The following is an 18084-nucleotide window of genomic DNA, read 5'->3' as shown; positions in this document are numbered from 1 at the left end:
TGGAACAGGGGGGATAGCACGGTAATCCTACTCTCGTGGGAGAGTATCAGCCCGTGAAGTAAGAATCCTCGACTTCACCAAAGTCGAGGTAGTTCAATTAAACGGTATCAATATAGCTAATGTAACTACTGATGAATACGGATATGCAGAATGTGTTGTTAAAAATCTGTCAAGTGGAAAATATCTATTTGAATGTGAACATGATGGAGTTAAAACAGAAGCCGATGTTACTATTTTTGTTCCAGTTGTTAAAACTAAAATCACCTGTAGTAATGTGAAAACCAAGACAGTAGATGTCGCTGTTGATGGCAAAATAGGAAAAAACTTTAAAGGAATATTGAAAGATGCTCTAGGTATTGTTTTACCAAATAAAGAAATATTAATTTCCTATAATGGAAAAACATATAAGAAGACAACAGACAAGAATGGTGCTTTCAAATTCCAATTGAACATCAAAAAAGCAGGTTCCTATTCTATTTCAACATATTATTTAGGTGACAATATCTATAAAGCATCATATGCTGCTGCCAAAATAACAGTAACCAAACAAACTCCAAAAATTATAGCTAAAAAAGCAACATATAAGGTAAAAACCAAAAAGAAACTCATTAAAGCAACATTCAAATCTGTGAAAAACCATCCTGTTAAAGGTAAATTAATTAAATTTACTGTTAAAGGAAAAACCTACTCTGCAAAAACAAATAAAAAGGGAATAGCTAGTGTAAATATAAAATTAGCTAAAAAAGGAACTTATAAAGTTGCTGTAAAATTTGCAGGGGACACAACATACAATAAAGTAACTAAAAAGATTACTTTAAAAATCAAATAGATTTCTCTAATTTTGAGCGTTATTGCTCAAAATTAATATTCTTTTTTTTTTAACTTCACCAAGTCCTGTCAATGTTTTTAAAACGCCATATTCAACTATTTGAATACTATTAAATATGATTTGAATCATATTATAATTTGATGAAATCTAAAAAAATTATATTTTTGCTAATTATATTTTTATTTGCAATGTCATGTGTTAGTGCAGCTGACAATTTGACGGACAATACGCTTGAAACAGATTCTAATTCAGCAGTCCAATCAGATGCTTCAAGTATTGCACAGGATGCAGAAATTGCAAGTGAAATCAATGTCACTTTTGATGAAAAAGTTTATGCTGAAAATCTCACGGATATTACTGTTGACCTTCCGGAAACTGCTCAGGGCAATTTGGAAGTTAGAATCAATAATTATTCAATTTATAATGAAACAATCACCAATAAATCAGTGGCCATTCCGATTCAGCTTCCTCCTCAGAAGTTTCCAATTTTTTATGTGAATCTCTGGCCTCCATATGACTCAACACATTATAAGGTTACAGCTTTTTACAACAATGTTGAGATAAATGTCACTCATGATTTGATTGTAATGAGATATCCTCAAAACCATACTCCTACACTGATGATTCCCGAGGAGGTTTTGCAATTTTCCCAAAGTCATTATTATATTCCAGCCATCATGTTTCCAAGGTCTGCAACAGGAAATGTTGAAATCTATTTTGACGGCAAACTAATCAACAAAACTAACGTAACAGCGCCTTTTGTTTATTTCAATGAATCCATAGTAACTTCAGCAAGCCTGGGAATTCATAACATGTCATTTGTCTATTCAGGTGATGATTACTATAATCATTGCGAAGGGAATATAACATTTAATGTTACAAATGTCGTAATGGAGATACCTAAATCGATTTATCTTGATCATGATGATTGCATTTCTGTTCGTTCATTGGCCAAAGGAGATGTAAGTGTATACATAGATTCAAAACTGGTTAAAAAACAAGCATTAGATAAATATGGTGAGTTCATATACTCTCTTTTTGATGACATTACCTGTGGAAGTCATGAAATTAAGGTTGTCTTCAACTCAAAAAATTTCACAAGAACCAAAATCGCCAACGTAAATGTTACATATGACATTGACTTGACTGTACAAAGGATGTATGTTTACGGTGAAGATAATACAATTGATGTTTATATCCCTGAGGATATGAATGTAAAGCTGTTTAAAGTAACAATAAACAACAAAACTGCTTCAATTAAAAAATCAGGCCAGGATTTATGGATTGCTATTTCAAAATTACCTAAAGGAAACTACACAGTCAATGTTACCTATTTGGGTGATAAAAAATATTATCCTATGTCAGTCATTGACAACTTTACGGTCGATTATGAAATTACTGATTTAAATGATATAACCTTTAATGACGGGTCAAGCATAGATCTTGTTCTGCCTTCTAATGCGAAAGGAAGTTTAAAAGTCTATTTGAATGACAAATTATTCAAATCTGTTAAATTGGTTAAGGGTAAAGCATCAATTGATATGGATAACCTTAATCCAGGGGAATATGTCCTTAAAGTAGAATATACTGGCAGTGATTATGACGTAAGTGGCTATTGCACAAATCTTACAGTTTCTCCGGACCTTGTTTATGAAAGCTATGTTCTCGTTGGAGAGAAAAATATGCTTTATTTCGAAGTCCCTAAAAGCTGCAAAGGTAAAATTTCAGCTAAAATAGGATCTAAAGTATACTCAGCAACCATTAAAAATGGTATTGCAAAACTCGATTTGTCCAAATTGCCTGTTGGAGACTGGGATATTGATGTTAAATATACTGGAAGCGATGGCTTTAAGGAAAGCTATTATGTGGGTGTTTATGTGGATTATGCTCCAATTAAGATAAAGCCTATATCAACTAAAGTTTCATATTGTGGTGAATATAAGGTAAAGGTTACAGGTAAAACTGGTAAAGCAATCAAAAATGCTGCTGTAACTTTCAAAATCAATGGCAAAAAAGTCAAATCTACAAAAACAAACTCTAAAGGTATTGCAAAACTTAAATTGCCATCAAAGTATTCACCTAAGAAATATACAATAACTGCAATCTACAAGAACAAAAAGTTGTCTAAAAAAGTAGCTGTGAAGCATGTAATTTCTTTAAAAACATCAAAAATTAAAAAATCAGCTAAATTGGTTTTAAAAGCTAGTTTAAAGAAATCCCTTAAAAATAAGATTGTCACCTTCAAATTCAATGGCAAAACATACAAAGCAAAAATCAATTCCAAAGGTATTGCAAAGGTCATTGTAAAAAAATCTGCTTTAAAAAATCTTAAAGTAGGTAAAAAGGTTACATTAAAGGCAACTTACTTAAAAGATACTGTTAAAAAATCAGTTAGAGTTAAAAAGTAATTTTTTTAGAACGAGTGGAATAGTAAATATTTGGAGTCGTTTTTTGGGAGAATGGATATTTCACTCCAAATACATACTATTACATGAATGAATAATGGATAAATTTAATTGGGAGTTTTACGTGTTTAAATGGGGGAAATTATCAAGGGACTCCCAATTGGGTTGAATAATAAAGATCATCTAAATGCTACTGCACTTATTTGTTGTCTTTATTAAATTCATTTCGTGTTGAAAGTCTATTTTTTCATTTTCTTCTGCCAAGATGCCACATTGTATCCCTTCACAATCGTGTTTCTACTTCGCAAACACCATTTGTTGCGATTTTATACCGGTGAAGTTTGCAGTATCGTCGCATTTTTTGTCTATTTTCAATCGTCTTTTGGAATCATATATTCCTTGCAGTATGAAATAACACCGTAGATGATGCCATCGTGTGATGTCATCGTATACGTCATCATTTACATTTTTATATTTTGTAGTGTAGCTTAGAGATTTGTGTTTTCTAAGTACAATTAATTATATGAAACTATCCATATATAAAGTTTTTCGCATGTAAGTGCCTACTTACATTTTTAAATTGTCAAAAAAGATATTTAAATGATTTATTTTAAAATTAAAGTATTTTAATTCTTTTTAATACTGAAATAATCCCTATTATTAGGACATTAAAAACTGATCTAAAACACTTTGAAAAAATGTAGATATTATTAATTAAATATGGGGGGTGATGGCAGTGGTTTTAAGTGTTGAATTAACTGAGGTAAATGTCAAATAGACTATTGTCTATATCTATGAACTTTGATGAATCTGTATTGTTTTTTATGTCGTCCATGTCCTGATTATTTTTTAATGGAGGATTCATGTTTTGTTCGAGTGATGTGTCGTTGTCTTGTGCAGTATTGTGAATTTCACTGTCATTTAAATGATGCTTGATATCTCCAATAATGTGTGAAACACCTGAATCAATTGCATGTGCTTCTGGAGATACTGAAATCATAATTCCCATGCTGATTATTAATATTGCAAATATGGCTATTTTCATTTTATGCCTCCTTAAACTTTTAATTATTAGTTATACTCTTTATTATAATTTAATATAAAGTTTTTCGTGTGCAAGTGCTTGCTTGCATATTTATAATTGAGTATAGAGGCATTTTAGTTATTAAAAAAGTAAATTCATGCTGAACAATTGAAATGGAAGCTGATTTCAAATTCAATGATTCTAAAAAGGAATATGTCATTAAAAAACTCAAGGTAGGCAAAAAGTTACTTATCAAGTATCATATCTTAAAAAAATTTCATAATTTATCATAAAAATAGAGGTAAAACCAAGTTATTCGGAGTCATCCTTATCTTGGTTTTGTTTTTCTTTCAGGTTTTCGATACCAATAATCACATTTTCACCTCCATGTAATTGTTGGTGTGGAAGTGTGGATATTAGGGTTGAAGGGGTAAACTCTACACTTCCTACTACATATTTTTTAATTTATAATATATAAATATTTCGCTAATTTTTAGGTATTCCTAAATTATTCTATTTTTTTCCTTTAAGGTCAAGATCTCATCAGCTATTTTGGGCTCATTATTTTTAATAGTACTTTCATTATTTGGATGGTGTGGAATTTAAAATTAATTTGGTGAGGTTATTTATCAATATTTCAATAACATTTTATATGCTCCTTGGAATTTAACCGTATTCTGACATATTGTAATACAATTTTTTTCAAGTAACTTCTTTATTTCTCTTATTTTTTCATTCAATTCAAAAAATCTTTTCAGTTTTGGCTGCTGAATCATCTATTTTCTAAGATGATGTGATGGTATATTGAGATGTTTGTCAATAAATTTTTGAAGTATTCCTGTTTGCTAATGGCATTGTAAATTTAGCATAAAATTCAATTTTTGAAAAGCATTAATTTTATAATCAATATTCATTTTTTTTTTTCAAAATGTTTTTGATAGAGAATTTCTGGTGTGGATGATTACTTTGAAATTTTTAATTTCAAAATCGATGATTTTTTCTAAATTGTTGCAATATTGTAAAAATGTTAAAAATCATATGTTATTTGTGCCGGAATCTGTCAAAAAAGCAGTTTTAGCCATTATCTAGAATGAAATTTTTTTACGATAATTTCTTTATTGTGCCTTAAAAGTTATTTTCTTTCCAAATTTTAATTTATTTTTATCAATAATTTAAAATTGATTTCAAATCATAATTTTGTTTATAGAGATTTCTCAAAATTCAGATTTAAGAATTATGTAAAAAATATCTTACAATTTTTAATTTTCACCTGTAAATTTCATCAAAAAATCTTGAAAATTTTTGGAATTTTCACTCATTTCATCGAAAACAGCCAATATGACTTCAAATCAGAAATTAGTATAAAAAATTATTTGATTTCTATACATGTGATTTTAAAATTATGCAATATAAATGAATTTGAAAGATTAGCTTCATTTCAAATATCTCAAACCACTTAACCTAACAATTTTCTTTTTGCAAGTTAAGGTTGGCTTTCAGTAAGAATTTTACCTCCCAGTAACTCTTGATTTTTGCCATATTTCTGTTGTTTTCAAGCCATTAATTTTATTTCACAAAAATTTCATTTTTCATGGGTAAATATGATAAAATAAGTCAATTTTATAATTTAAGAAAAGAATCAATATTTATTTCGAAAAACTCTAATTTTAAAGCTTTTACACTTGAAATAGACCTCTCTTTAGAAATTAAATTTCATACTTAAAACATAATTTATATTAATTTTCAAAGTTAAAATTAAAGTGATGAGCGAAAAATACATCCGCAAAAATAAGAATAATTTCACAGTGGTTAAAAATTCAAGGACATATGGAAAATATGATTCTCTTGATGTTGCAGTGTTTGCAAGAGATCTTCTAGTCAGTAGCGATTGGCAGCTTGACAATATTCATGATGAAATTTTTGAAATTGATAATGGGTATCTTGTTTTCAAAGTCATTGATGATAAGCTATTTTGTCTAGGGCAGTTTAGTGAAAAACCCACTTTTGATGCAATTTCAAAACTCACCCGAAAAAAGATCAGAAACCCCAACAACTCAAAATACGGTTTGAACATATCAAGACTCTTTGACAACTACATCATCAAAAAACAGATTGCCGGAGATGAATATATTTTTGGAGTCTTTGACAATCTTGAGGATGCAACATTTTCCAGAAACTTTTTGTTGGAGCATGACTGGGATGTAAATGCATTCGGTGAAATTGAATTTTGTGATGAGACTGACACCTATAAAATCGTTGAGGTATTTGATGACAGGATATATATTTTGGCATCATATGAAACATTGGCTGAAGCTGAAAAAAATTTGGAAAATGCAAAAAGCGAATTTTTGAATAAAATTTTCAAGCACAAAAACGGACTTGCAAACTATCCTCATCTGGACATATTGACCGACTGCATTGACGAGCTGGAAAATGATTTTCAACTTAAGACTCAGGATGATTTCTGGAATATAGGTGATGTTGAAAATCCTCTTGAAGACATTATTTTCAATTTGACCCCTTGGCAAAAAATCATCTATGACAATGCAGGTGATGAGTTCACATTCCAGCAGCTCAAAGTGAAACTTAAAAGATATGAAAGCAAAAACTTTGACAAAAAAATTCAAAGATATCTTGATGAACTTCAAGAATTGAATCTTATTGAAAAATTGGATGATGATGTGTATAGAAAAGTATGAATCAAAATTTTTATATATTAATCAGTATTAATATAAGACTGTGTTAATATATTTAACACATTAGTCTGTAAATTTGGGGAGTTTTGTTCTGCAAAACTCCCGTTTTGTTAATTATTCTCTATCTGATAGCAATTCACCTGCTACTCCAATGCTTTCTTTTTCATAAGCTTGGACTAAAACAGTTATTGCTTCTATTGGCAAATCATAAGCATCTGCCACTACTTTAGAAACGTTTTTAACCATTTCTCTTTTTTTCTCAACACTAATTCCATCATTTCCAGCTATTGTTATTACAGGCATTTTTTATCACCAATTAAAATTTATTAGTGCGGTAGTATAAATAAATTATTAAAAGGTTTTGATATGATGCTTGGCGAAAAAGAACTTATAAAATTATTTCCAAATTTCAAGGATTTGGTTCAACCATCAGGAATAGACTTGGAACTGGACAAGATATACACTCAAAAAAGCGCAGGTTCACTTATTGACAATGAAAAAAACTTGCCGGAACTTAAAGAAATGGAAGGTGACATTTACACCTTAAAACCACATACTGCCTATTTGGCAAGTATTAAACGCAAAGTTAAAATACCAAAGGGTTACACAATGCTCTATCTTCCAAGATCAACTCTCTTAAGGTCTTTTATATCAGTTCAAACGGCTGTGGGAGATCCAGGTTTTTATGGAACATTGATGTTTATGATTTACAACCATGGAGATTTTGAATATAAAATCAAATCCGGAGATAGAATTGCCCAGGCGGTTGTATTCCCTGTAGAAGGTTCAGGAGAATATGATGGATCTTATCAGGAGAAGGAAGAATGAACGTAAGTGATAAACTTGTTGAGATTTTGACTGAAGAGGGAATTAGCGATGTATTTGGAATTCCTGGCGAACAGATTATGTCGCTTTACAAGGCACTTTCAACTTCAGACATTAATCATATTCTCACAAGGCATGAACAGGCAGCTGCACATGCCGCTGATGGCTATTATCGCTCAACCGGTAAAATTGGTGTTTGCATAGCAACTGCATCTCCAGGTGCCTTAAACTTCACTATGGCAGTGGCTACTGCATATAAGGATAATGTTCCGATTCTTGTTATAACCGGTGACAATGAATTGAAATACAAGGGAAGCGATTATTTCCAGACAACTCCTCAAGTTGAAATTTTCAAAAACATCACACAGGAGTCTTACAATCCATTAAATGGGACTGAAGCCTTGTATATGTTAAGAGCTTCACTTTTTGCCCTTAAAAACAATCCGAAAGGCCCAATTCACATCAACCTGTCAAAGGATGTGCTTTTAAGCAATGAGTTTGAAGACTTTGAGCTATGCTATCTGTGTGAAGATGACCTGTCAAACATCTCAAAAGCCCAGGAACTGATTGATAAGTCTCAAAAACCATTATTCATTCTGGGTGCAGGTGCAATTTCACAAGGCCAAAACATCAAAGGAATAGCCCAGAAATATAATATTCCCGTAACCACAACATTTCATGGAAAGGGAATAATTTCAGAATATGAAGACATTAATTTGGGCATGGTTGGAGCACGTTCAACCCCTCGGTCAAAATATGCCTTTGAAAATGCTGATTGCATCATTGCATTGGGGATAAAAGCCAGTGAAAGGACATTTTCAGAAATTCCAGATAACTTAATTCATGTAAACATCAATAAAGATGTTTTAATAGGTGATTATCCAATTCATGGTAAAGTTGAAGACTTTTTATTGAATGTTAACTTTAAAAAAGTAGATTGGCTAGATGAAATATTAGATATTGACAATGAAACAGCTGTTGAAGGCATTCATGATGATTTAAAACCACAAGCAGCAATTTTTGAAATCTTAAACAAATTTGAAGACAATATTGTAGTTTCAGATGCAGGAAGTCATACAACATGGACTACACTTTTAAAGAAATCAAAAAAGCCAGGTCAGCTATTGTTTTCAGGTGGACTTGCACCTATGGGCTATGGTCTTCCAGCAGCTATTGGAGCATGTGTTGCCAGTGATGAGAAAATTATCCTCATAACCGGTGATGGCGGTTTTCAGATGAATCCTCAGGAACTTGCAACATTGAAGGAATATGATTTGAATGTAATTGTCTTCATTTTGAATAATTCTGAGTTTGGAATAATTCGCCAATGGCAGGAATCATTTTATGATATGAATCCATACCAAATCAAATTGCAAAATCCCGATTTCGTAAAACTTGCTGCATCATATGCAATTGATGGGGTCAGAGTGGATAACCTTGATGACTTGAAATTATTGCTTCAAAAAAATCTGACAGGACCTCTTGTTGTTGAAGTAATTGTTGAAAGTGAAGATGTCCCGCTTCCAAAATGATATTTTTTTATATCTTTAATTTTTTGTGGTGATATTTTTTTCAAACGATATTTATGCAGAACATCTTTTCATAAATTCGTTGATAATTGCCTTAATATCACCAACTTCATCTAGGGGTGCGAAGTAATATTCATCATTTTCTTCATAAATTATTCCAACAGGTTTAAGTTCAGCGGATGAGATTTTTTCATTAATTCTTAAGATATTCTCTTCAAAGACAAATGTAAATCCATATGAATCCTTAAATTTGAATTCAGTGTCTTGGTTGATTTTAAAGAACCCTTCATCGCTCATCCCAAACACCTCTTATGAATTTGCGAACATCCTTTTTAGAAATTAGTTTAATTGTTGGAACTATAAGCCTTAGAGGATATATTTCAACTTCATTGACACCACAAGCATCAAGTTGGCTTCCATTAAATGACGGTTCAGCGCTTATTCGTAATTTTTCATGCATTGTGTTTACTACAGCCAAAATGCTCCATATTATGCCAATATATTTTCCGGTATCTGCAAAACTGTCAAGTCCAAAAATAAGATGGTTTTCAATTTTTTTAACTTTAATTATATTTAAAGCTGATTTTAAAAAGACTTTAAAATCTTTTAAACAAGGTTTGGCTAGTTTAAATAGCTTTTTAATGTCTCTTTGTTTACTGTCATTCTCTTCTTCCTCTTTTTCTTCTTCTTCATCATCAGAGGGGAATTCATGAGAATAAACCTTGATTTTTTTAAAAATAAGTATTTTCAAACATCCCTTTATTTCACTTTCTTTTTTTGTATAAACGAATGATATTTTAATTCCAATCAAAAGTAAAATAATAATGAATAAGATGATTATTAAAATAATCATCCCTAGGATGTTAAACATTTTGATTCCTATTCTTCTTCACTTTCGTCTGTGGTTGTAAATTCTGGTTCGATGTATTCGCTTTCGTCATAGGCTTCATCACTCTGTGATCCTAAGTAACTTTTCACTAAATCTGTAATGATTAGACCTAAGTCGGATAATGCTTTGTTAGCTTCACTTCCTTTACTTAAATCAAGTACACGAACTCCTTCTGCAGTGTTGCCTTTTTTAGGAATCATTACCATGGATATTGGTTCTACTCCAGCACCAGCACCCATTACATCTGTTCCTTCATTTCCAAGAAGGCTTTCTCCTGCACCAAATCCTACACCCATTTTTATAACTGGGATTAAAATTTTGTCTTCGGTCTCGATTGGTGTACCAATTACATTATCCACATTAATAAGTTTACGTAATTCTTCAACTGTTGTTTTAATATTATTGGTCATAGTTTCACATCCTATATTTATGATTTAATATTTGTATTTTATGTTTAAAATATTTTTAGAATATCATTGAGTAATACTTTTTGACTTATAAGGACATATATTTCAAGTGTAACTTTTAAGTTATTCTTATTTCATCAAAAATTGAGAGGTCTATTTCAAGTGTAAGTTTTCACAGATAACTTATAAGTTTTCATAAAAGAGGTGCATTTCAAGTGTAAGTTTTCACAGATAACTTATAAGTTTTCATAAAAGAGATGTATTTCAAGTGTAAGTTTTCACAGATAACTTATAAGTTTTCATAAGAGAGGTGCATTTCAAGTGTAACTTTTCAGATATAAGTTATAACAATTTTTCACAAGAGGTATGTTTCAAGTGTAACTTATAAGTAATATATTTTTTACATAAATAAAAATTCAAAAAAAGAGAAAAGAATCATAAATATGATTCTGTAATGGATGCTACACCAGCACCTGCATCATCAATTGCACCTAAACCTTTTAGGGTCATACCGATAGCTGCAAATGTTTGGGTTAATTCTTTGTATGAAACATTTCCCATGTGTCCAATTCTGAAGACATTTCCTTTTAAGTGATCTTGTCCTCCAGCTAATTCAACACCATATTTGTCACGGGTGGTTCCTCTAAAGTCAACATCTTTAACGCCTTCAGGCATTTTGACCGCAGTAACTGTAGCAGATGATACTGCTTCGTCTGCAAATAATTCTAAACCTAAAGCTTTAACAGCTTCAACACTTGCTTTTGCTGCTTTGTGGTGGCGTGCAACTCTTTCATCTAATCCTTCTTCTAAAACCATTTTTAAAGCTTCGTTCATTGCATAAGTAAGTGAAACGGAGGGTGTGTATGGAGTTTCAGGAGGGACTTTGCTTCCGCTTTTCCTAGCAGCTTTCAAATCTAAATAAAAAGTGTTGGTTTCCACTTTATCGACAGCAGCCCATGCATCATCGCTTAATGTAATAGCAGCCATTCCTGGTGGTGCTGCAATACATTTTTGTGATCCTGTAAGACAGACGTCAATGCCAAATTTTTCAACATTTACTTCATCTCCTGCAAGGGAAGATACTGTATCTACGATGTATAATGCATCATAATTTTTCATTACTTTACCGATTTCTTTAATAGGTGCGGCTACACCGGTTGAAGTTTCATTGTGGATTACACTTACAGCTTTAATGTCTTCATCTGCATCCAATGCTTCAGCAATAGCTTCTGGAGTTACAGCAGTTCCCCATTCAACTGCTAATTCTTTGGTTTCAATTCCGTGAGTGTTAGCTATTTTCATGAAACGTTCTCCGAATTTTCCACCTACGACATTTAACATTTTTTCTCCAGGTGCTACGGTATTAGCAATACCTGCTTCCATAGCTGCAGTTCCAGATCCGGTTAATAAATAAGAATCATTTGGGGTTTGGAAAACTTTACTCATCAATTCAGTAGTTTCAGTTAAAATTTCACCATATTTAGCGCCTCTGTGGTTAACAACAGCCTGTGACATCGCATTGAGTACTCTTGGATGTACAGTTGTTGGTCCAGGAAGCATTAATAAAATATCGTTCATTAAATTCCTCCAATTTTCTAGAAAATTAGCTTAATTTCAAGCTATAACTATTTATTATTTTTATAGTTATTAAATATTTTTAATGTGTGAGTTTATTCACATTATTAGAATTTTTAAATACGTATTTTAATCTATTGTTCAATCAAAATTTAATTTTTTTCATATTGTTTAAATAATTTGCATAATCTATGATGTTGTATGCAATGTTTGGAAAAGAGATTTTCTAAAAGTAGTATTGTTTGTATAAAAGATTGTTTTTTAAAAAAAGGGATAAAGAGATAGGCTATTATTTTAGCCTATTTTCTTTTTATAGTATAAACTCCAATAAGGGAGCAAACTGCTAATAAAGCTAATATTGGATTACCTGTAGCAGGCAATGTATGAGTTGTAGCTGTGCCGTTGGTTGAATTTCCACTGCTGGTTGTATTTCCAGTTTCATTTGAAAAACCACCTGTTGCATTGGTTCCATCGGCGTGCTGTGGAACAAAGTCATCATACCTGTCTCCGGAAGCATTGCCTGTTGCATTGGTTCCATCGGCGTGGTATGGAACGCCGTCATCAGCAATGTCGCCTGTACTTTCATCCACTCCAATTACATTATTATCCATATCAATACTGAGTACGTCATCGGAATTTGTAGCAATATCCTCAGCAGCACATGCGGAACCTGCTGAAATTAATACACAAAATATTGCTAATATTGTCATTGCTTTTATTTTTAAATCCATATTATCATCTCAGTACCGTTTTTTTTTTTAGGAATTTGTAATTTTTTACAAATTAGCTTTTACAGTACAATTAATAATTTAAACTGACTCACATATAAAGGTTTTCGCATGTAAGCGCTCACTTACATTGTAAAATGAATAAATAAAGAATATTAATTCTTTTTAAAAGTAATTAACTACAATAATCGTTGATTTGGTTTTATCGGTTTCAATTAATGTGGTGGGTGCAGTAGGTTTAAGGGTGATGTCATATATATTTAATATCATGCTTAAAAGGATTTGTTTATTTACGGTAGGTTTATTTGTAATGTCGGTTGGTGTGGCTTTTTCAATTGTGTCAACCCTTGGAACAACTCCCATAAGCTCTATTTCTTATTCTTTAACATTAATAACAAATATTAACATTGGAATAACTACATTTGTATTTAATGCAGCATTAATTTTAATCCAATTTCTGATTTTAAGGTCTAAATTCAAGAAAAATAGATTGCTTCAGCTTATAAATTGTGTTCTATTTGGTTATTTCACTGATTTGGCTCTGTATTTGGTTTCATTTGTTCCATTTGACAATACAATTTTGTTTTCAGTATTGTTTTTAGTAATCAGTATTTTTCTGATAGCTCTTGGAATATTCATCTATCTTCCAGCAAACATCGCCCCGCTTCCGGGCGAAGGATGTGTTGAAGCGATAGCTATTGTAACTGGCTGGAGATTTTCAACAATAAAGATAGCTTTTGATGCAACAATGGTTATAATCTCATTAATAATGTGCGGTCTATTTTATACCTCGATATTTGGTGCCGTTAATGTTGGAACAATCATATCTGCTTTCATGGTGGGATTTACTTTAAGACAGATTTCCAATTTATACTTCAAATTAACAGGCAAGCGAATCAATGTCGTAAATCAATAGCACAAATTATTTAATTGGTTAATGGGTATATTAATATAGTGAGGTTTAAACATGGAATTCGGTCTTTGGGAGAGATATTATAAAGAAATTCTTGATGATTTTGGTTTTTCAAGAGAGGATGATGAATATTCAGCAAAAGTATTGGACGAGATATTGTCTGAAGAAGGTTGCCTTACATTGGATGATTTAGGTCAAATTGTTAATTTTTCAGATAAATACATTGTATTTGGTGCTGGACCATCTCTAAAAAAACATATTGTAGAATTGAAAGAAAATAAAGACTTAAAAGATTATGTTTTGGTTGCAGCAGATGGTGCAACCACTGCTTTGATTGAAGAGAGGATTTCTCCAGATATCGTAGTGACAGATTTGGATGGGAATCTTGACGATATTCTTCTGGCAAACTTGAGGGGCGCAAACATTGTCGTTCATGCCCATGGGGACAATCTGGAACAGATAATTAAATTCACATCATTTTTCAATAATGTTCTTGGAACTACTCAGGCTCAACCTGTTGGCAATGTATACAACTTTGGAGGATTCACCGATGGGGACAGGGCCATATTTTTAGCCGTTGCTCTTGGAGCTAGCGAAATTACTTTGGCTGGTATGGATTTCGGAGATATTGTAACAAAATACTCACGACCAAAACTTTTAACTGATTTGGCAGATGCTGATGAGTTCAAAAGGAAGAAATTGAAGTATGCTGAAGAATTGACTGCATGGATAGTTGAAAATGAAAATGCAGATATTATTAATTTGTGCGAATAATAATTGATTTATACTAGTTAAAATAGATTAGATAATATGGCAATTGAAGATATTTTAATGTATGATGAAAGTCTTTTTCAAAATATTAATGCTTTTGACCCGGATTATATGCCTCAAAACTATAATTTCAGGGATACTCAAATGGAAGCAATGGCAATGTCCATAAGGCCTGCCATAAGAGGAGGTAAACCATCAAATGCAATTGTTTTAGGTTCTCCTGCTACTGGAAAAACAACTGCAATTAAAAAAGTATTTGAACTCGTTGAAAAGACTTCAGAGAAGGTTGTATGTGTTTATATTAACTGTCAGATTCATACTACTCGTTTTGGAATTTTTTCACAAATCTACAAGAAAATATTTGGCCATATTCCTCCGGAAACTGGTGTTCCTTTCTCAAGAATTTATGATCAAATTATGAAATATCTTCAAACTAATGATAAAGCATTAATAGTTGCTTTTGACGATGTCAATTATTTATTCCAAAGTAAAACTGCTAATAAAGTATTTTACGATGTTTTAAGAGCATATGAAGAATATAATGGAGTTAAAACTGCTACTTTTGCAATCCTTTCTGATTTGGAATTCAAATATGCTTTCGATAAGAATGTAAATACTGTTTTCATTCCTCAGGAAATAACTTTTCCTTTATATTCATACACTGAAATTGAAGAAATCCTTAAAAACAGGGCAAAGGCAGGATTTTATCCAAATGTTTTGGGCGATGAGATACTTGAACAAATTGCAATGTATACCTATGAAAAAGGAGACCTGAGAATTGGAATCAATCTTTTAAGGACATGTGGTAACATTGCAGAAGCTGATGCAAGCCGTGAAATTACTCAAAAGCATTATGATGAAGCTGTCAATTCACTTGTTTCTATTAACATCAAACAGGCTATTGATTCTTTAAATGATGAGGAAAGAAGTGTCCTAAAGGCAATAGCTGATTATGATGGAGTATACACAGCCGGTGAATTGTCCGAGATATTCAAAGAAAAAACAGGATCCAGTTATACTTCATTTTATAGGGTTCTGGATAAATTAGAATTTGTAAGATTAATTGATACCAAATTTACAGGAAAAGGGGTTAAGGGAAAATCTCGTGAAATTATATTGCGTTTTAACCCCGATGACTATGTCATATGATTTTCCTGTAGGAAATTAGTTTCTGTTAACATTAGATTTTGCATGGTAAGCTTTATCTAATGTGCAGCGTTAAGGGTTTGGTATTGTATTTTTTTAAAAACAGTTAATTCAAGCTTAGAGTAAGCCTGGAGTTGCTGCAACAACAGAAATAACTGATAAAAGTAATGCAGTTATTACCAAAAGCATTACCATGCAAGATTGAACATCGTAGTCGCTGTATCTTATTTCATCTTTTATTGAACTTTTTTTTCTTAAATCTGCTTTTAATGAGGTATCTTTATTACTTAACATATCAATCACTATACTTAATATTATAAAAATACTAATATAAACTAAGAGAAAGAGAGCGTCTGAAAAGTAATCATGAGGGATAAAAATTATGAAAAAATATGAGTATTTTGATGTTACTGCCGATATTGGATTTAAAGCATATGGAAATGATTTGAATGAAGCATTTGAAAATGCAGGATTTGCTATTTTTAATATAATTTCTGACACTTCCAATGTTGATTCAAATATCACTAAATCATTTGAAATAACCTCTGAAGACGAAGTATCTCTTTTATATGATTATCTTGAAGAGCTGTTGTTTTACCATGAAGTGGATTTCATGCTTTTTTGCGATTTTAATGTGGAAATTAAATGGATTGATGATGCATTTAATCTTAAAGCAAAAATCAAGGGAGAGTCCATAAATTGGGATAAACATGAGCGAAAAACTGAAATTAAGGCAATAACATTTCATATGATGGATGTTAAAAAAACAAGTCATTATGAGCTTCAGGCTATTGTCGATTTGTAATTTATTTATAATATAAATTTTATATTTATTATTATGAAAAGAAGAAAAACTGTTTCACGAACTCTTGAATTTATTCTGGGTATTGTAGGTTCCATTTTGGGAATATTTTCAGGTTCTTTTTTAATTTTCTTGGAAAATTATGGACAAGTACACATTTCCTTTTTAGGGTTTGTTGCTATTTTGGCTTCTATTTTAGGTATCGTTTCTTCATTTTATTTAAGAAGAAACGAAGAAGCGGCAGGTATAGGATTTTTAATCGCAACAATGTTTGTCATTGTTGGTGCGGACCATATTAATGTGATTAGTGCACTGTTTTTACTCTCAGCGGGGATATTGACATTATTCAGAAAATAGATTAAAAAAATATTTATACTTTTTTTTAATTAATTATATTTGATGGTTACAATTTATAGTTCATTAACAGAGCATGGAATTCATGTGATGGATTCTTTTGAATTTGAATATGGAAGAATCTTGAATGATGTTGAAGTTGAATATTCTACCTATGGAGTTCCAAAATATGATGAAGACGGTTATATTACTAATGCGATCTTGTTTTCATCTACATTTCGAGGAATCTATTCTTTTTTAGCTGGGATGCATAACTATGTATTGGACAATAGTAATTTTGATGATGAATCTTATTTTATACTAATTAAATCTTTAGGAACACCTGGTTCATGTTCTCCATCATCAACAGGATTAAATGGTGATTTTCCAAAATACACTGTTAGAGATCAGGTAAAGTTTAGAAGGCAATTTTTATTTGAAAAATTTAAAATCAAAAAGATTTTAGGTTTGGTCGGTGAAGGTATTGGTGCATTTCAATTTTTAACATGGGCCTGCGACTATCCTGATGAAATGAAGTTTTTATTAATTATAAATAGTGCAGCTAATGTTTCAGGTTACAGGTTTATTCTTTCAAAGACTTTTGAAAGCATTATTGATTCGGCTGATAACTCTGATGATGAATATGGTATTTCTAAAAATAATGCAGTTGTTGCAATCAATGCTTTGCTTTTTGCCCATTCATCCTCCAAAACAGCATTCAGTAAACTGGATAATGATGAAATCACAGTTATCTTTGAAGATTTTGCAGATGAGTGTTTCTTTAGAGACATGTATGATTTCAAATTCAGAAATGAATGTGATATGGAATTTGATGTCATTGATAAACTGCCGAATATTAAGGCGAAATCATTGTTCATTGGAACTAATACTAACTATTTCCATTCAGATTTTGACATGATTCCATTTAAGGAATTGGTTAAAGATTCAGAAGTTTTGATTGAAGATACTGTTCAGAACGATTATTATTTTAAACAAGAGGATTATAAGAATATTGGCGATAAGATAATTTCCTTTTTAGACCAATTTTTAAATGAATAATATTTTTTTTGCTATTATCAGCCATTTCACCAAAACTTTATTTAAATATCACCTTTGAACTACCTCGACTTTGGAGAAGTCGAGGATTCTTACTTCACGGGCTGATACTCTCCCACGAGAGTAGGATTACCGTGCTATCCCCCCTGCTCCAGA

20 protein-coding genes are annotated in these 18084 nt (G+C 31.4%); 11 read left to right on the top strand and 9 right to left on the bottom strand.

The window, feature by feature from the left end; all coding sequences use genetic code 11:
• Positions 1-274: 274 nt before the first annotated feature.
• Both QZN45_RS10200 and QZN45_RS10195 read left to right on the top strand, forming a co-directional pair.
• Positions 275-829: an Ig-like domain repeat protein gene (locus QZN45_RS10200; RefSeq protein ID WP_296812764.1), complete on the top strand. Its 555-nt coding sequence runs from the start codon at positions 275-277 to the stop codon at positions 827-829.
• Positions 830-1017: 188 nt separating this feature from the next.
• The gene (locus QZN45_RS10195) at positions 1018-3237 is read left to right on the top strand and encodes a hypothetical protein (protein WP_296812763.1); all 2220 of its coding nucleotides are present in this window, start codon (positions 1018-1020) and stop codon (positions 3235-3237) included.
• A 751-nt stretch (positions 3238-3988) separates the two neighbouring features.
• Here the strand turns inward: QZN45_RS10195 and QZN45_RS10190 are convergent.
• A complete protein-coding gene (locus QZN45_RS10190; protein ID WP_296812761.1) occupies positions 3989-4279 on the bottom strand; it encodes a hypothetical protein in 291 nt (96 codons plus the stop codon).
• A 1742-nt stretch (positions 4280-6021) separates the two neighbouring features.
• Between QZN45_RS10190 and QZN45_RS10185 the strand changes: the two genes are divergently transcribed.
• Positions 6022-6957: a hypothetical protein gene (locus QZN45_RS10185; RefSeq protein WP_296812759.1), complete on the top strand. Its 936-nt coding sequence runs from the start codon at positions 6022-6024 to the stop codon at positions 6955-6957.
• A 111-nt stretch (positions 6958-7068) separates the two neighbouring features.
• Here the strand turns inward: QZN45_RS10185 and dmpI are convergent, their stop codons facing one another.
• A complete protein-coding gene (gene dmpI, locus QZN45_RS10180; RefSeq protein ID WP_292882096.1) occupies positions 7069-7257 on the bottom strand; it encodes a 4-oxalocrotonate tautomerase DmpI in 189 nt (62 codons plus the stop codon).
• A 66-nt stretch (positions 7258-7323) separates the two neighbouring features.
• Between dmpI and QZN45_RS10175 the strand changes: the two genes are divergently transcribed.
• A complete protein-coding gene (locus QZN45_RS10175) occupies positions 7324-7782 on the top strand; it encodes a deoxyuridine 5'-triphosphate nucleotidohydrolase (protein ID WP_296801686.1) in 459 nt (152 codons plus the stop codon).
• Positions 7779-9311, top strand: a complete 1533-nt coding sequence (locus QZN45_RS10170) for a thiamine pyrophosphate-binding protein (RefSeq protein ID WP_296812757.1) — start codon at positions 7779-7781, stop codon at positions 9309-9311. Before QZN45_RS10175 ends, QZN45_RS10170 begins: the two co-directional genes overlap by 4 nt.
• A gap of 51 nt (positions 9312-9362) precedes the next feature.
• Here QZN45_RS10170 and QZN45_RS10165 read toward each other — a convergent pair whose 3' ends face one another.
• The 6 genes from QZN45_RS10165 to QZN45_RS10140 all read right to left on the bottom strand — a co-directional run bounded on the left by QZN45_RS10165 (position 9363) and on the right by QZN45_RS10140 (position 13270).
• Positions 9363-9605, bottom strand: coding sequence for a hypothetical protein (locus QZN45_RS10165; RefSeq protein WP_292606215.1), 243 nt, complete (start codon positions 9603-9605; stop codon positions 9363-9365).
• Positions 9595-10161 carry a DUF2953 domain-containing protein gene (locus tag QZN45_RS10160; RefSeq protein ID WP_296812756.1) on the bottom strand — a complete coding sequence of 189 codons (567 nt, stop codon included), beginning with the start codon at positions 10159-10161 and terminating at the stop codon, positions 9595-9597. Before QZN45_RS10160 ends, QZN45_RS10165 begins: the two co-directional genes overlap by 11 nt.
• Before the next feature lie 26 nt (positions 10162-10187).
• On the bottom strand, positions 10188-10607 hold the full coding sequence (locus tag QZN45_RS10155; RefSeq protein ID WP_296812754.1) for a GerW family sporulation protein: 420 nt from the start codon (positions 10605-10607) through the stop codon (positions 10188-10190).
• A 432-nt stretch (positions 10608-11039) separates the two neighbouring features.
• Positions 11040-12182: an alanine--glyoxylate aminotransferase family protein gene (locus tag QZN45_RS10150; protein ID WP_296812752.1), complete on the bottom strand. Its 1143-nt coding sequence runs from the start codon at positions 12180-12182 to the stop codon at positions 11040-11042.
• A 296-nt stretch (positions 12183-12478) separates the two neighbouring features.
• The gene (locus QZN45_RS10145) at positions 12479-12910 is read right to left on the bottom strand and encodes a hypothetical protein (protein WP_296801666.1); all 432 of its coding nucleotides are present in this window, start codon (positions 12908-12910) and stop codon (positions 12479-12481) included.
• Between the two features lie 162 nt (positions 12911-13072).
• Positions 13073-13270 (bottom strand): hypothetical protein, encoded by a 198-nt coding sequence (locus tag QZN45_RS10140; protein ID WP_296801664.1) that lies wholly within the window; start codon positions 13268-13270, stop codon positions 13073-13075.
• Here QZN45_RS10140 and QZN45_RS10135 point away from each other — a divergent pair.
• The 3 genes from QZN45_RS10135 to QZN45_RS10125 are packed head-to-tail and all read left to right on the top strand — an operon-like array spanning position 13245 to position 15740.
• Positions 13245-13823, top strand: a complete 579-nt coding sequence (locus QZN45_RS10135; RefSeq protein WP_296801662.1) for a YitT family protein — start codon at positions 13245-13247, stop codon at positions 13821-13823. The genes QZN45_RS10140 and QZN45_RS10135 overlap by 26 nt on opposite strands.
• Before the next feature lie 51 nt (positions 13824-13874).
• Entirely contained in the window at positions 13875-14594 is a 720-nt protein-coding gene (locus QZN45_RS10130) for a 6-hydroxymethylpterin diphosphokinase MptE-like protein (RefSeq protein WP_296801660.1), read from the top strand.
• Positions 14595-14630: 36 nt separating this feature from the next.
• A complete protein-coding gene (locus QZN45_RS10125; protein ID WP_296801658.1) occupies positions 14631-15740 on the top strand; it encodes an ORC1-type DNA replication protein in 1110 nt (369 codons plus the stop codon).
• 114 nt (positions 15741-15854) lie between these two features.
• Here QZN45_RS10125 and QZN45_RS10120 read toward each other — a convergent pair whose 3' ends face one another.
• Positions 15855-16031, bottom strand: a complete 177-nt coding sequence (locus QZN45_RS10120) for a hypothetical protein (protein WP_292606199.1) — start codon at positions 16029-16031, stop codon at positions 15855-15857.
• Positions 16032-16119: 88 nt separating this feature from the next.
• On the opposite strand from QZN45_RS10120, the gene QZN45_RS10115 reads away from it, so the two are divergent.
• Genes QZN45_RS10115 through QZN45_RS10105 form a run of 3 tightly spaced genes read left to right on the top strand, consistent with a single transcriptional unit; the run spans position 16120 to position 17931 of the window.
• Entirely contained in the window at positions 16120-16542 is a 423-nt protein-coding gene (locus tag QZN45_RS10115; protein ID WP_296801656.1) for an archease, read from the top strand.
• Between the two features lie 33 nt (positions 16543-16575).
• Entirely contained in the window at positions 16576-16896 is a 321-nt protein-coding gene (locus tag QZN45_RS10110) for a DUF4064 domain-containing protein (protein WP_296801654.1), read from the top strand.
• A gap of 42 nt (positions 16897-16938) precedes the next feature.
• Positions 16939-17931: a hypothetical protein gene (locus QZN45_RS10105; RefSeq protein ID WP_292606193.1), complete on the top strand. Its 993-nt coding sequence runs from the start codon at positions 16939-16941 to the stop codon at positions 17929-17931.
• Positions 17932-18084 lie beyond the last annotated feature (153 nt).

It is taken from the genome of uncultured Methanobrevibacter sp. (assembly GCF_900314695.1).
Classification (GTDB): Archaea; Methanobacteriota; Methanobacteria; order Methanobacteriales; family Methanobacteriaceae; genus Methanocatella.
Note: the sequence above shows the minus strand (reverse complement) of the source record. Positions and strands in the feature narration are given on the sequence as shown.